Annotated in this window: 15 protein-coding genes; 13 read left to right on the top strand and 2 right to left on the bottom strand. The window is 37.3% G+C overall.

Features of this window, described 5'->3' with window-relative positions; genetic code table 11:
- Positions 1 to 93: 93 nt before the first annotated feature.
- Positions 94 to 477 carry a hypothetical protein gene (locus SCA31_RS17080; protein ID WP_090024885.1) on the bottom strand — a complete coding sequence of 128 codons (384 nt, stop codon included), beginning with the start codon at positions 475 to 477 and terminating at the stop codon, positions 94 to 96.
- A gap of 262 nt (positions 478 to 739) precedes the next feature.
- Between SCA31_RS17080 and SCA31_RS17075 the strand changes: the two genes are divergently transcribed.
- Together SCA31_RS17075 and SCA31_RS17070 are read left to right on the top strand one after the other, a co-directional pair.
- On the top strand, positions 740 to 1306 hold the full coding sequence (locus SCA31_RS17075; protein ID WP_410698176.1) for an HD domain-containing protein: 567 nt from the start codon (positions 740 to 742) through the stop codon (positions 1304 to 1306).
- Positions 1307 to 1491: 185 nt separating this feature from the next.
- Positions 1492 to 2088 (top strand): Crp/Fnr family transcriptional regulator, encoded by a 597-nt coding sequence (locus tag SCA31_RS17070; protein WP_139222039.1) that lies wholly within the window; start codon positions 1492 to 1494, stop codon positions 2086 to 2088.
- Positions 2089 to 2116: 28 nt separating this feature from the next.
- Here SCA31_RS17070 and SCA31_RS17065 read toward each other — a convergent pair whose 3' ends face one another.
- The gene (locus tag SCA31_RS17065) at positions 2117 to 2713 is read right to left on the bottom strand and encodes a Crp/Fnr family transcriptional regulator (RefSeq protein WP_090024883.1); all 597 of its coding nucleotides are present in this window, start codon (positions 2711 to 2713) and stop codon (positions 2117 to 2119) included.
- A gap of 844 nt (positions 2714 to 3557) precedes the next feature.
- Between SCA31_RS17065 and SCA31_RS17060 the strand changes: the two genes are divergently transcribed.
- The 11 genes from SCA31_RS17060 to SCA31_RS17010 all read left to right on the top strand — a co-directional run bounded on the left by SCA31_RS17060 (position 3558) and on the right by SCA31_RS17010 (position 13487).
- Positions 3558 to 3770 carry a hypothetical protein gene (locus SCA31_RS17060; RefSeq protein WP_410698175.1) on the top strand — a complete coding sequence of 71 codons (213 nt, stop codon included), beginning with the start codon at positions 3558 to 3560 and terminating at the stop codon, positions 3768 to 3770.
- Positions 3771 to 3918: 148 nt separating this feature from the next.
- A complete protein-coding gene (locus SCA31_RS17055) occupies positions 3919 to 5670 on the top strand; it encodes a cbb3-type cytochrome c oxidase subunit I (RefSeq protein ID WP_410698174.1) in 1752 nt (583 codons plus the stop codon).
- Positions 5671 to 5680: 10 nt separating this feature from the next.
- On the top strand, positions 5681 to 6676 hold the full coding sequence (locus SCA31_RS17050) for a cbb3-type cytochrome c oxidase subunit II (RefSeq protein WP_090024879.1): 996 nt from the start codon (positions 5681 to 5683) through the stop codon (positions 6674 to 6676).
- A 2-nt stretch (positions 6677 to 6678) separates the two neighbouring features.
- Positions 6679 to 6960 carry a hypothetical protein gene (locus tag SCA31_RS17045; RefSeq protein WP_090024878.1) on the top strand — a complete coding sequence of 94 codons (282 nt, stop codon included), beginning with the start codon at positions 6679 to 6681 and terminating at the stop codon, positions 6958 to 6960.
- Positions 6957 to 7364 carry a cytochrome C gene (locus SCA31_RS17040; protein WP_090024877.1) on the top strand — a complete coding sequence of 136 codons (408 nt, stop codon included), beginning with the start codon at positions 6957 to 6959 and terminating at the stop codon, positions 7362 to 7364. Before SCA31_RS17045 ends, SCA31_RS17040 begins: the two co-directional genes overlap by 4 nt.
- A 68-nt stretch (positions 7365 to 7432) precedes the next feature.
- On the top strand, positions 7433 to 8029 hold the full coding sequence (locus SCA31_RS17035; protein ID WP_410698173.1) for a Crp/Fnr family transcriptional regulator: 597 nt from the start codon (positions 7433 to 7435) through the stop codon (positions 8027 to 8029).
- A gap of 533 nt (positions 8030 to 8562) precedes the next feature.
- Positions 8563 to 9159, top strand: coding sequence for a Crp/Fnr family transcriptional regulator (locus SCA31_RS17030; RefSeq protein WP_090024875.1), 597 nt, complete (start codon positions 8563 to 8565; stop codon positions 9157 to 9159).
- Positions 9160 to 9382: 223 nt separating this feature from the next.
- A complete protein-coding gene (locus tag SCA31_RS17025) occupies positions 9383 to 10207 on the top strand; it encodes a KGG domain-containing protein (RefSeq protein WP_410698172.1) in 825 nt (274 codons plus the stop codon).
- Between the two features lie 73 nt (positions 10208 to 10280).
- A complete protein-coding gene (locus SCA31_RS17020) occupies positions 10281 to 10907 on the top strand; it encodes a ferritin-like domain-containing protein (RefSeq protein ID WP_410698171.1) in 627 nt (208 codons plus the stop codon).
- Positions 10908 to 10999: 92 nt separating this feature from the next.
- Positions 11000 to 11278, top strand: coding sequence for a hypothetical protein (locus tag SCA31_RS17015; RefSeq protein ID WP_410698170.1), 279 nt, complete (start codon positions 11000 to 11002; stop codon positions 11276 to 11278).
- A 67-nt stretch (positions 11279 to 11345) separates the two neighbouring features.
- Entirely contained in the window at positions 11346 to 13487 is a 2142-nt protein-coding gene (locus tag SCA31_RS17010) for a catalase (protein ID WP_410698169.1), read from the top strand.
- Positions 13488 to 13503 lie beyond the last annotated feature (16 nt).

The following is a 13503-nucleotide window of genomic DNA, read 5'->3' as shown; positions in this document are numbered from 1 at the left end:
ATAATACGCATCCTAAGGATACGTTGTGAAAAATATTATCAATCTTTTATACGGATAAATGATAACGGATATATTTACAATATTTTAACCATTTTAAATAGGTTCTTTTCCAAACAAAAAGCAAAAAATGTTTTGGAACTGATGTACATACCTGCAGTTGACATTATTTCCATATATCTTAAGACCCGTCATAGAATGTACACTATGCAGGTCAATATCATACTTTAAAAATTCCTGTCCTCTTTCAAATCTTATCCGGTACTTAGAGTCATAGGTTTTAATAAATCCAAATTTTAAAAGCCAGAATTCATCTATTTCCACTGGTTTAATTAATTTAGCGGATACTGATAATGACTGTTCTGAATTTTTTAATTTGACATGATATTCTTCATTCTTGTCTTGGTATACCTCTGTAAGTGAATAGACCTTACCTCTGTATTTGACAAGATTACGTATTGTTAATTCCGTGATTTTCATGGTGTTTTAAATGGGCTGTTGATGATTATTCGTACTGTAGTAATAAAAGAAACTAAGATGTATCGTTACAGGAAGGTCTTTCAATACTCCGACGACTTACATCAAAATTAGCCAGAACATCAATTACATCAATATGATCGAGATCATATAGGGCTGAAATAGACTTTTCTTTAATCTCTCAGGTTTGTTTGTTTAAGGATGTTCTGTAAGATTTGGCAAAAGAGTTGCTGTTTTTGTATGTGTTATTTTAAGGATGATTGTTATGGATAGATCAGAAATTATACAAAAGATTACAGAGTTTGCTGATCAGGCGCACGGGTGCCAGACACGAAAATACACATCTGAGAGATATATTGTTCATCCGTTAAGAGTAATGGAAATATGCCACAGCTATACCGATAAACTTTCCATACTCGCAGCGGCTGTACTGCATGATGTTATTGAGGATACTCCATTATCGAAAGATGATATTTCGCAATTTCTGGGAAGTGTGATGAATAATAATGACCGTAATCTCACGGTTCAGCTGGTCGTAGAATTAACCGATGTGTACACAAAAAAAGATTTTCCCACGTTTAACCGCTACAAAAGAAAGAAATTGGAGTTGGAGAGACTCCGGGAAATCAGTACGCAAGCACAGACCATCAAATATGCTGATATTATAGATAATTCAATTGAGATTCCCCGGCATGATCCATCATTTTCAAAGCGTTACCTGGGGGAATGCCGTGATATACTTTTTGCTTTGGATAAAGGCAATTTAGAATTACATCGCAGAGCTTTAGCTCTCGTTGTTGAAGAGTTGGGAAAAACTCAGAGAGAATCCTGAAATTGCTGGAAAGAATTTGAAAACTTATTTTAAAGCAACTTTTTTGCAAGAATATTTTCATACGTACTGAATGCTCCCGATAGGTAGAAGTGAAAAGTAGGTGTCCTTGTGGTACCTGTTATGACCTATATCATAAATTTAAGCTCGCTGTTTTTTTTAGTTTTGACTTTTAAATAAGAGAAATTTTGATATTTAGTGAACAAATACTTTTTTCGTTAGGAGCTGAGATATTACAATATGAAGTGAATGAATTGATATTCTCAGACGGTCAAAAACCCAATTATTATTATCAGGTTAGCATGGGGGCTGTTAAACTGACAAAGGACAGAGAGAACGGAACAGAGGCCATTTTAGGTATTTCCTTTAGCGGAGAATGTTTTGCTGAAACATTTCTTTTTGATAACAAGGCTTATCCATTTAATGCAGTAGCAATGGACTTATGTGAAATTTTTAGGGTTCCTGGTGAAAGGTTTGTTGATTTTGTCAAAAATACTCAGGAATCGCTCCTGAAGCTTTACTGTTATAATGCTGAAAAAGTGTATTACAGGTATGTGATGCTGAACTGTCTTTCTATTAATGATTCAATGTTAAGACTGATTGAACTTTTCAGGGTTCTTAAGGCATACTATTCAAAGTCTGAACCTTTTTCCTTTCAAATACCTTTTACCAGACAGCAGCTTTCATCAATTACAGCTTTACGGTTGGAAACGGTGATACGCACGGTGAAAAAAATGGAGAAAAATAAAATGGTCCGGATTATAAACGGTAAAATTTTTTACTGAAGGTTTAGTCTTGCCAGGCGGTAAAGCTTTAATAATAAATTTTTCTGTCCCTTATCTGAAGTTTACTGAGCTTCTCGAGGTTTTTTATAGTTCTTATCACTGTTTCCACCCTTAGCCCGGTCATCGACGCAAGCTGCTGCCTGGTAAGGGGAACCTCAAAAGAATATTTGGATTGTTCACTGCTGAAGCTTTTATGATAATTGAGCACTCCGAGTATCCTCACATCTGCATGAGTAGAGGTATTGTTCTCCAGCATAATAATTTTATGATACAATCTTTCGGATAAAAATTTATTGATATTTCTGGAAATCATCACATTTTCATCAAGCATTCTTTCAAAATCAACTTTAGAAAGCCTTAAAAGAGTACTGGGTTCTAAAACTACAGCATTGACAGGATAGGTCTTATCCATAAAGAGTAAAAGTTCACATACACTGAGCCCTGAGGTGAGAATGGCTAGAATAAGTTCCTTTCCATTTTCATTATAATGATTGAGCTTTATCCGACCTTTTACAATCTGGTAATAGTATTTAGGCGTACTGCCTTCATCAAATATGATGTCAGCCGGATAAAAATTTTCTATTGTTGCTCCGAAGGATAAAAGAAGTTCCTGTTCGATCAGCATTTTGATAAGTTTTAATTGAAAAGCAAAATAGGTTTAATTTTTAAATAATGGGTAAAAGTAGGGTTGACAAAAATGTGTAGAATCAAATAATATTAATTTGTCTTAAAAACACATATTATGACCTCACTCATAAAATGGAGTGACTGATATGAATAATTTTGGTATTAGAATTTTGCAACCACTTATTTTCTAACTAAATGATATAATATGAAAAGTTCAATATTTATTATTCTTGGTATATTAATGATCAGCTGTAAAAACCAGGAGACTAAAAACGATACACAAGCTGATTCTACCGCGACATCTTCATATGATTCGGCAAGTGTTGCTCCTACACCCCCTGCTAATCAAAACGATCCGACAACTTATCGAAAGGGTGCCGATACATTAAAGCAACCAATAAAACAAAATGATTCAATAGTCCGTTGACACTTTTTTAGACCCCATATATTCTCGGCCTTCCTATTTTGGAAGGCTTTTTTATGGTATAGTACTGATCAATTCTTAATTTTTTCAGGTAATATCTGTAAATTATGAGTCGTCTGGCTCATATTAGGATTCACTCTTTCAGAAATATAGAACTACTTCTTACAGCTTATTGCCAGTACGTTTGTAACGGAATTCTCAGCAGGTATTCTATAAGTGGAAGAGATTCAGCCATTGGATGCTGTAGCTGATTCCGGCATTAACAGCTATGCTTTTTTTCTGGTAATGCCTTACACACTTATTTAATGGTTATTTTTTTATAACATTAGACAAATTATGAGTCATTATGATGTAAGTCATAAAAACCAAAGTGCTTGTTTTCATACTTTTGTTAACACACACCACAAAATTTAATGTTATGAAATCATTCATCTTAACAGCCCTGATTCTGGGCTTATTTACCATTAGTTGTAAAAGAGAACAACAGTCTCAACCTTCAAATATTGACAGTATAAATACAGGAGACAGTATGGTTGGGGGAACAGCTCAAATCACACCAGATTCCCTGGATAATACACTTCCTATGGACAGTACAGCCTACGATGTAGATTCTATCAAAAACAGTAAGTAATGTACATCCATTAGTGCACATTCGTCTTTGAAGACTGAATAGCCATATTTCCTATTCTTGGAAAATGGCTTATTCAGGTTATTATTGAGTTGTTTCCACTGTATTTCAGTGGACGAAATCCTTATATATTAAATCCTAAAATTCTATCATGGCAGAATCATCACTACTAAACCAAACTGGAATACAGATAACATTATTACTTATGTTAATGGTGATTATTGCCAGCTTAGTTATCCTGATTTTTAAGTTCTTAGCTATTTATTTAAGAATACTAAGGAATAGGGAACTTTCCGAGATCAGAAAAAAAATTGAAAATAGCTCTCCGGAAGAGTTAAGAGAATATGAGAAAAGAGAAAAAGAACTTAATTTTCAGCCGGCAGAAAACCAGCTCTCGGGCTGCTTGCCGCCGTCTGATGAAAAAGGAATTATTAAGAATGTCAACTCGGTCGAGGAACTCAGGGTATTTCCAACTAAAAGAAGGACTTCTTCATTTTTGCAATATATAAGTCCCGAACTCAGTAAACTTATTCTTTATTTCTTAGGAACGGCAATTCTTTGGCTGATCATTGGGACAACCTTTGGCCTCTATGCCGGTATCAAATACGTTGCGCCGGATGTTGAACATACCAGTTGGTTGAGTTTTGGAAGACTCCGCCCCGCCCATACAAATGCGGTATTCTGGGGATGGGCATCTTTAGCTATGGTGGGACTTTCATATTATGTTGTTACAAGAGTAAGCAACGTGGAGGTTTATAATATAAAGCAGGGTTACATTTCTTTAATACTGATCAATACTGCAGTACTGGCCGGAACAATATCTTTATTGGCGGGAGTCAATAACGGAGGGGGGGAATACAGAGAATATATATGGCCTATTATGATAACCTTTGGAGCCGGAGTGGCAATTTCTGCCCATAATCTCTTCAAGCCCGTTGTCCAAAGAATTGTCAAAGAAATTTATATTTCAAACTGGTATATCATTTCGGGATTTATGTTCATTGTCATGGTCATTATCGTAGGCTACGTTCCTATATGGCAGGACGGAGTGGGAGAAACAATTACCCAGGGGTATTATATGCATCAGGCCATTGGTATGTGGTTTATGATGATTAATCTGGGTCTGATGTATTATTTCCTTCCCCAGCAGCTCAATAAACCTATTTATTCCTACAGTCTGGGAGCGCTGGCTTTCTGGACTCATATATTATTTTATACCCTGATCGGAACCCACCACTTTATTTTTAGTGCTATTCCCTGGAGACTTCAGACTACAGCCATTGTTGCCAGTGTGGGAATGTTAATTCCCGTAGCAGCAGGAACGACTAATTTTCTGTTTACATTTAACGGAGCATGGTACCAGCTTAAAAACAGTTATACACTTCCGTTTTATTTTATGTCGATTATTTTTTATTTTACCGGGTCTTTTCAGGGAACGGTAGAAGCTTTCAGATATACCAATCTGCTCTGGCACTTCACTGATTTTACAGTTTCCCATTCCCATCTGACCATGTACGGAATAATCACCTTTATGCTTTGGGCATTTTCATACACCCTTATTCCGCGCCTCACCGGCAAGGAGCCTCCAAAGCTATGGGTAGGAATACACTTTTGGCTGGCTTTAATCGGTTTACTTTTTTATGTCATAGCATTGATGATAGGAGGGACACAGACAGGATTGATGTGGATGAAAAAAAAACCTTTCATAGATGGTGTTATTAACATGTTCCCGTTCTGGTTATGGAGAGCAATAGGGGGTACCATGATGTGGGTGGCTCATCTTATTTTTGGCTATAATTTTTATATAATGATTACCAAAGATAAAGATGTGAGAATCCCACAGACCCCTGCTGAAATACTGGCAGCAAAACAACAACACAGCCATACTGAGTTTAACACTTAAAAGAAGAATTATGTTACTATTAAATAACCATAAAATCCTTTTCGGCTCAGCACTTTGTCTCTTTGTTTTTCTTACACTTTACATCGCTGTGCTGCCTGCTCTTGATAACCAGAGAATCAATAAGCCTTTGCCAAGGCAGGCGAAAATATTGACAGAGCAGGAAAGGGCCGGCAAAATGGTATATATTGAAAACGGATGTGTGGCATGCCATACACAGCAGGTAAGAAATGTTGAAATGGATAATGTTTTTGGTAAAAGACCAAGTATTCCGGCAGATTTTGCCATCAATAAAAGAACGGATTTTTGGAGAAATACAGCTAATTTGATGGGGACACAAAGGGCTGGGCCTGATCTTACCAGTGTAGGGGAAAGACAGCCAAGTGCCGAATGGCATTTAATTCACCTTTACCAGCCAAGAGCTGCTGTAGAAGCTTCCATAATGCCGTCCTATGAATTTCTTTTTATGGAAAGAGATTATCTGCAGCCTGACGACGTTGAAGTGAAAGTTCCCGAGAAATTCCTTAAAAATAAAAGAAAGAAAATAGTTGCTACGCAAAAGGCCCTGCAATTGGTCGCTTATCTGAAATCACTTAAACAGACGGATTACACGGATAAATCTATTGTGCCTCCGTTCCTTTATAAGCAAACCAAAAAAGGAAATGAAAAGCAGGCCGGTGCATCTCATCTGCCAGATGGTGCAGAGCTTTTCACCGCCAATTGCGCTTCCTGCCATCAGGCAAATGGTGAAGGGGTGCCGGGCGCCTTCCCTCCATTAAAAGGAAGCCCCGTAGTAAGCGGCGGAGATCTGGAGCTTTACGTTACAATTATCATGAAAGGCTATGATCCCAGACCTGAATTTGCGACCATGCCGGCAGTAGGAACCAATGCTAATTTTACTGCTGAAGATGTAACAGCGATTATTAATCACGAAAGAACGAGCTGGGGAAATAATTCGAAAAAAGTGACTTTGGAAGAAATAAAAGTAATCTTTGACAAAATAAAGTAACAATGAAAAATTTAATAAAAAATGGACTCAATGTGATTTTAATTTTATGGACCAGCTATGCCATGGGATGCGATGCATGCCAGCTTCGTCAGCCGGAAGTCACTAAGGATCTTACGCACGGAACAGGACCGGAAAGCGACTGGGACTGGTTTATTGTAGGAATTGTTATCCTGATAACAGTTTTAGCCTTTATATTTTCAGTTAAATATTTGATCAAACCGGATGAAAAAGATCTAAGGCATATTAAATATTCGGTTTTCTCAGATGAAAATACGATGTTATGACAAAAGACAGCAGTAAGGTATTTCTTTTCATAGATAATGACCCGCATCCCATTGCTGAATTGGAAACTCCAATTGTTTTCGATCTGGATACGAAAAAGCTTGCAGATGGGGATCATCTGTTAAAAATTGTAAGCCGCTCTCCATCGGGCAAAGAAGGCATAAGAACAATAAATTTTACAGTTGCCAATGGTCCCTCCATAAGAATTGAAGGCTTGAAGAATAAAGATGTCGTGGATGGAACTTTATCATTAATGATCAATGCTTATGATAAAGGAAATCAGAAAAGCTTTCTCATTACCGGAAGTGAGACCCCGCAAACCATACCTTTTTGGATATGGATTATCGTAATTATTTTTGCAGGATGGGCAGTGTATTATGAAATAACGAGTGCAGCAGTGCAGTAACTTGTAAAATGATGTTGTGAAGATGATTGTAAAAGTAAAAGAATTATAAAAGAATTAAAAAAAATCATATGGTTATTAATGAAAAATTTTTGTTTTCAGCTGGTGCTGAAGTAAAACAATATAGGCCCGGTGATACTATTTTTCACGATGGAGCGACTCCCTACTTTTATTATCAAATTATTAAAGGAAAAGTGAAACTCAACAATTATAATAAAGAGGGAAAGGAGCTTATCCAGAAAATAGTTACGGATGGCGAGAGTCTCGGTGAATCTTTATTATTTATTGGTAAACCTTATCCTATGGATGCTGTCGCATTGGAACCATGTTCAATTATAAAGTTATGCCGGAATAATTTCTTCAGTATGCTCAATGTCTATCCGCAGTTATACTTTGACTTATGCAAAGGGTTGTCAGACTGTCTGTATTATCAGTACATTATGCTTCAGGCCAATTCTTCACAGAATCCTTCAGAGAGAATAATGGGTGTGCTGGAGTATCTTAAAACTTCCAAAAAGGACCATGCTCCGTTTTCTTTCAAAATACCATTTACCAGGCAGCAATTAGCCAGTCTCACAGGTCTTTGTGTCGAGACGGCCATAAGGACGATTAAGAACATGGAAAAAAGAAAACTGGTAATGATTAAAGACAGGAAAATATATTTTTAAAGATATTACTCCCAGAATTTTACGAAATATTTAACATTTAAAGAAGACTATATGACCTAGGTCATATTTTAAATAGTATTTTTAATCTAATTTTGGTATGAATTATTTATCATAATCATATTATGATTGTGTAATTTGTTTTTTTTATGAAACACACCAAAATTTAATATTATGAAATCTATTATGTTAACACAAAATCCGGTGGATATTTTTGCTGTTACGCGCAAGCATTTATCTCATTGCAGATCAAAGGAAAAAATCCAAGAGTTTTTCTCGAACCTTAGCTGTGATTAAAACCATCCCCCTGTATGGCAGCTTTGTCTATCATAACAGGTGTGCTTTAAAGAACAGGCAGATACTAATAAAAATTCGTAATGCCGAATTGAATAGGATGCCCAATACCTCAATATGTATACAATAATGTTTATAAAAGGTGATTCTGATCATTTGAAAAAACATTTCGTGTTTTTACAGATCTAATAAATTTTTACAAAGATGACTACTAAAATTTATTAATAGTAAAAAAAAAAATTATGATTATTAACGAAGAAATTTTAAACGCAGCAGGCGCTGGGTTAAGGCGGTACATTCCTGATGAATCTATCTTTTATGAAGGAACGGTGCCTGCGTATTACTATCAAATCATTGATGGTGAAGTAAAAACAAATAGCTATAATGCAGATGGAAAAGAATTTATTCAGAACGTATTTTTTCAGGGGCAAAGTTTTGGTGAATCACTGCTCTTTGGTGAGAAACTATACCCCATGAATGCAGTTGCTGTTTCCCGATGTAGCATACTTAGATTAGCCAAAGCTGATTTCTTTAATATACTAGAAAAAAATCCGGACCTCTATCTTGATTTCTGTAAAAGCCTCTCCGATGCATTATATTACAAATACATCATGCATCAGAAAAACTCTCTGGAAAGTCCCGAGGAAAGAATTATTGGAGTAATGGACTATTTAAAAAGCTTTGAAAAAAAACAATGCTTATTCTCTTATCTGGTGCCTCTGACCAGACAGCAGTTAGCCAGCCTGACAGGAATTCGCGTTGAAACTGCCATTAAAACCATTAAACGGATGGAGAAAGAAAATATTGTGAAGATCATTAACAGAAAAATTTTATACTAATTTCTGTCAATATGATGCCAGTCATAAAAGAGGGGGATTATTCCTTTGTAAATTTGACTTAACAATCTGATTGTAGATTTACAAGTCTTCCTCTTAGGGAAGCTATATAAGCCCTTCAGGCTTAATAAAAATATCACCAATAAACCAAAAAACCATTGCTTTTCTGATACTAGTAAGGAAAGGCAATACATCACTTATATATTAATTTTTAAAACATTCAGTTATGAACACTAGAAATTCAAACAATCGTAGTTCAAGAAGTAATTCTTCAAACAATGAAAAATCCACTTTAGAGGAAGTTTATCAGTTAGGGTATGACCATGGTTTTAATGATGCATCCCAGGATGAAGATTATGATGATGATTTCTCTGAATATGAGGACGAGTTCGATGATTATGAAAACAGTTATGACGACGATGACGACGATTACGACGACGACGAGGACTATGATGACGACGAAGACTATGATGATGAAGACTATGATGATGAAGATGATGACGACCAAGATAACAACAGAGGTGGAAGAAGCTCTGGAGGCGGAGGCGGTTCCCGTGGAGGCAGTCAGCAGAGAGACAGTCAGGGAAGGTTTACTTCCGGAGGTAGAGGAGGTTCCAGATCGGGCTCTGGATCTGGTTCCGGATCGAGATCAGGCTCAGGTTCTTCGGGAAGAGGAAGATCTTCTTCTGGTTCCGGAAACGGAACTTCAAGAAGAGGTTTTGCCTCAATGAGTAAGGCAGAGCGTACCAGAATTGCCCGTATGGGAGGAGAGGCTTCTCATGGCGGTGGAAGATCTTCCAATTCAAATTCAGGAAGATCAGGCTCTAATAGAGGATCAGGAGGCTCCAGTTCACGATCAGGAAATAACAGTAATTCAGGTTCTGGCCGTGGCTCTGGTTCCGGAAACGGAACCTCGAGAAGAGGCTTTGCATCGATGAGCAAAGCTGAGCGTACCAGAATTGCCCGTATGGGTGGCCAGGCCTCTCATGGAGGAGGAAGGTCTTCAGGATCTGGAAGATCAGGATTTGGCGGAAGACGTAATAATTCATAATTTTTTTAGATTACCTCTTTACTTTTTTTTAAAGGGGTAATCTTTTAATTCAATTCAAACACCACATCATATCATGGCAACAAAAACAACAGAAAATACCAATACTGCTGCATCAGCATCAAACTCAGCGTCTACAGGGGCGGTTTCCACAGCAGATAAAAAAATGAAAGTAGATAATGCTTCGGTGGACGGGGATGAAATGAAAAATTCTTCGCTTCACAAATTCTTCGTAAGCTCTCTTAAAGATATTTACTTCGCAGAAAATGCCATTATAGAGGCATTGGAAAAAATGCAGCAAGCGGCAACAACTGAAGAGCTTAAGGATGCTTTTGAAGACCATCAGCTCCAGACCAAGAAACATGTAAGCCGTCTTGAAAAAGTATTTAAATTAATTGATGAAAGCCCTGAGGAAAAAGAGTGTGAAGCCATAAAAGGGATTATCAAAGAAGGTGAGGAAATTATAAAATCTACACAGGAAGGATCTATGACAAGAGATGCGGCCCTGATTATTGCTGCACAGAAAGTGGAGCATTATGAGATTGCCACCTATGGAGGTTTGGCCCAGCTTGCTATTACCATGGGACACGATAAAGTAGCAGACCTGCTTGAAAAAACACTCCAGGAAGAAGAAGATACAGATTATAATCTCACTGAAATAGCTGAGACCTTCATCAATTTTGATGCAGAGCAGGAAGATTAAGTTTACTAAAAGATATGCCATATAGATCCGAAGGTCTATATGGCATCTTTAATCCAGGAATTTATCATATGGACCGGCAGAAAATAATAAAAATGCTCCGCCTTAGCCAATTCATCAGGGTTAATAATAAAGGAGAATGGTTTGAAGATGGGGATGTAATCTATGCGAAAGAAATTAAAATGAATATTTTCTTAGTATTTATTTTTCTCAATACTTCAAAAAAAGAAAATATAAAAGCTTTAATCGCAGAGTTTACGGATCTCAAAAGTATCGGGAAAATAAAACCATTACGGACCATGTTCTATCTGATTATGAATGAAAATAAAGATTTCCATTGCTTTGAACACCTGATAAAAACGTCTCATTTTTAATTTCTTTTAACAGATGCCCAGTAGAGCTTATGGAGTGACTATTCCCACAAATTCTAAATATTTTGATATGAAAGAAGATACAAACCTCAATGCAAAAATAAATCAGCTGCAGTCCCTAAGTACTTCCAACGAAGATCAAAAGCTGACAACAAATCAAGGGATACGTATCAATAATAACCAGGATACTTTAAAATCTGGTGATAGAGGTCCCTCTTTGTTGGAGGATTTTATATTGCGTGAAAAGATTACCCATTTCGATCACGAAAGAATCCCAGAGCGTGTTGTACATGCGAGGGGATCAGGAGCGCATGGCACTTTTAAACTGACAAAAAGCCTTGAAAAATATACCAAAGCCAAATTTCTAAATGATATAGGAAAAGAAACTCCTGTTTTTGTCAGGTTTTCAACTGTAGCCGGCAGCAGAGGGAGTACAGATCTTGCAAGGGATGTAAGAGGGTTTGCGGTTAAATTTTATACCGAAGAGGGAAATTATGATCTGGTCGCTAATAATATGCCGGTATTCTTTATTCAGGATGCCATAAAATTTCCGGATCTTGTGCACGCTCTTAAGCCTGAACCTGATCATGAAATTCCTCAGGCTGCATCTGCTCATGATACATTTTGGGATTTTATATCATTAATGCCAGAGAGTATGCATATGATTATGTGGCTGATGAGTGACCGTGCGATACCCAGAAGTTTTAGCAGGATGGAAGGATTTGGAGTCCATACTTTCAAACTTATTAATACCGATAATGATGTTCATTTTGTGAAATTTCACTTTAAACCCAGATTAGGTGTGCATTCTGTTGCCTGGGATGAAGCTCAGAAAATTTCGGGAATGGATCCCGACTTTCATAGACGCGACTTATGGGAAGCGATAGAATCCGGCAATTTTCCCCAGTGGGACTTTGGAGTACAGATTATTCCCGAGGAAAATGAAAGCGATTTTGATTTTGATCTGCTGGATCCCACAAAAATTGTTCCTGAGGAACTAGTTCCTGTTGAGATTATCGGAACACTAACCCTACATAAGAATCCCGAGAACTTTTTTGCTGAAACAGAGCAGGTTGCATTCCATCCGGGACATCTGGTACCAGGAATTGACTTTAGCAACGATCCTTTACTGCAGGGAAGATTGTTTTCATATACCGATACCCAGTTATCAAGGTTAGGATCACCTAACTTTCATGAAATACCGATCAATAGATCTTTAAATACAGTTCATAACAACCAGCGTGACGGCCATATGAGGCAGCAGATCGTAAAAGGAAAAGTAAGTTACGAACCCAACTCCATCGGAGGTGGATGCCCCTTTCAGGCCATGATGTCAGAAGGAGGATTTGTTTCCCAACGCGAAAGAGTATCCGGAGAAAAGCTAAGGAAAAGAAATCCAGGCTTTATAGATCATTATTCTCAGGCGAAGCTATTTTACAACAGTCAGTCGGCTCCTGAAAAGGCACACCTTACCAAAGCCCTTGTCTTTGAACTTTCAAAAGTGACGATTCCTCAGATCAGGAAGAGACTAGTGGGACAGCTGGCTTATATCAATATAGAACTAGCCTCTGAAGTTGCCCGCAAATTGGGCGTTGACCTGGAAAAACTCCAGCAACCCAATCATAGTATTCCTGCAGATGCCAGTCCAAAAGATTTGCAAAGTCAGGAAAGGGAACCAAAAGTTACAATATCTCCGGCTCTCAGTATGCAGGATACTGTAAAAAATACAATAAAAGCCAGGAAGATTGGATTCATGGTTTGCAACGATGCTGAGGCAGAAATAATTGATGATTTAAAAAACAGAATAGAAGGGCAAGGCGCCAAAATTGAGATTATAGCTCCCACTATGGCTGCAGTAAAGACCAGTAATGGAAACATAATGTTCCCAGATCATTCATTATCCAGCACCTCGAGTGTATGCTTTGATGCCCTGCTTATTACTTGTGGAAATGATAATGCCAACGACTTTTTGCTTCCAGAAAATAAACAGCTAGTTCTGGATTTCGTTAATGAAGCCTATCATCATTGTAAAGCTCTTTATTTTGGTCCGGGAACAAGGGATATCTATATTGATAGCCATGTCAGTAAGAAAAAACATGAAGATCCGGCTGTTATTACAGAGGGAGTTCCCGAAGCCGCAGATAAATTTATTCAGGCAGTTTCGCAGCACAGGGTATGGCATCTTGAAATTGAAAGATCTCTCACCGTATAATCTAGATAATCCTTTA

This window comes from Chryseobacterium sp. SIMBA_028 (assembly GCF_046535285.1).
GTDB lineage: Bacteria > Bacteroidota > Bacteroidia > Flavobacteriales > Weeksellaceae > Chryseobacterium.
The sequence above is the reverse complement of the archived record's forward strand: the minus strand, read 5'-3'. Positions and strand labels throughout refer to the sequence as shown.

Coding starts and splice junctions, on each gene's coding strand:
- SCA31_RS17080 (WP_090024885.1), bottom strand. CDS start 477: ATGAAAATCACGGAATTAACAATACGTAATCTTGTCAAATACAGAGGT.
- SCA31_RS17075 (WP_410698176.1), top strand. CDS start 740: ATGGATAGATCAGAAATTATACAAAAGATTACAGAGTTTGCTGATCAG.
- SCA31_RS17065 (WP_090024883.1), bottom strand. CDS start 2,713: ATGCTGATCGAACAGGAACTTCTTTTATCCTTCGGAGCAACAATAGAA.
- SCA31_RS17060 (WP_410698175.1), top strand. CDS start 3,558: ATGAAATCATTCATCTTAACAGCCCTGATTCTGGGCTTATTTACCATT.
- SCA31_RS17055 (WP_410698174.1), top strand. CDS start 3,919: ATGGCAGAATCATCACTACTAAACCAAACTGGAATACAGATAACATTA.
- SCA31_RS17050 (WP_090024879.1), top strand. CDS start 5,681: ATGTTACTATTAAATAACCATAAAATCCTTTTCGGCTCAGCACTTTGT.
- SCA31_RS17045 (WP_090024878.1), top strand. CDS start 6,679: ATGAAAAATTTAATAAAAAATGGACTCAATGTGATTTTAATTTTATGG.
- SCA31_RS17040 (WP_090024877.1), top strand. CDS start 6,957: ATGACAAAAGACAGCAGTAAGGTATTTCTTTTCATAGATAATGACCCG.
- SCA31_RS17035 (WP_410698173.1), top strand. CDS start 7,433: ATGGTTATTAATGAAAAATTTTTGTTTTCAGCTGGTGCTGAAGTAAAA.
- SCA31_RS17030 (WP_090024875.1), top strand. CDS start 8,563: ATGATTATTAACGAAGAAATTTTAAACGCAGCAGGCGCTGGGTTAAGG.
- SCA31_RS17025 (WP_410698172.1), top strand. CDS start 9,383: ATGAACACTAGAAATTCAAACAATCGTAGTTCAAGAAGTAATTCTTCA.
- SCA31_RS17020 (WP_410698171.1), top strand. CDS start 10,281: ATGGCAACAAAAACAACAGAAAATACCAATACTGCTGCATCAGCATCA.
- SCA31_RS17015 (WP_410698170.1), top strand. CDS start 11,000: ATGCTCCGCCTTAGCCAATTCATCAGGGTTAATAATAAAGGAGAATGG.
- SCA31_RS17010 (WP_410698169.1), top strand. CDS start 11,346: ATGAAAGAAGATACAAACCTCAATGCAAAAATAAATCAGCTGCAGTCC.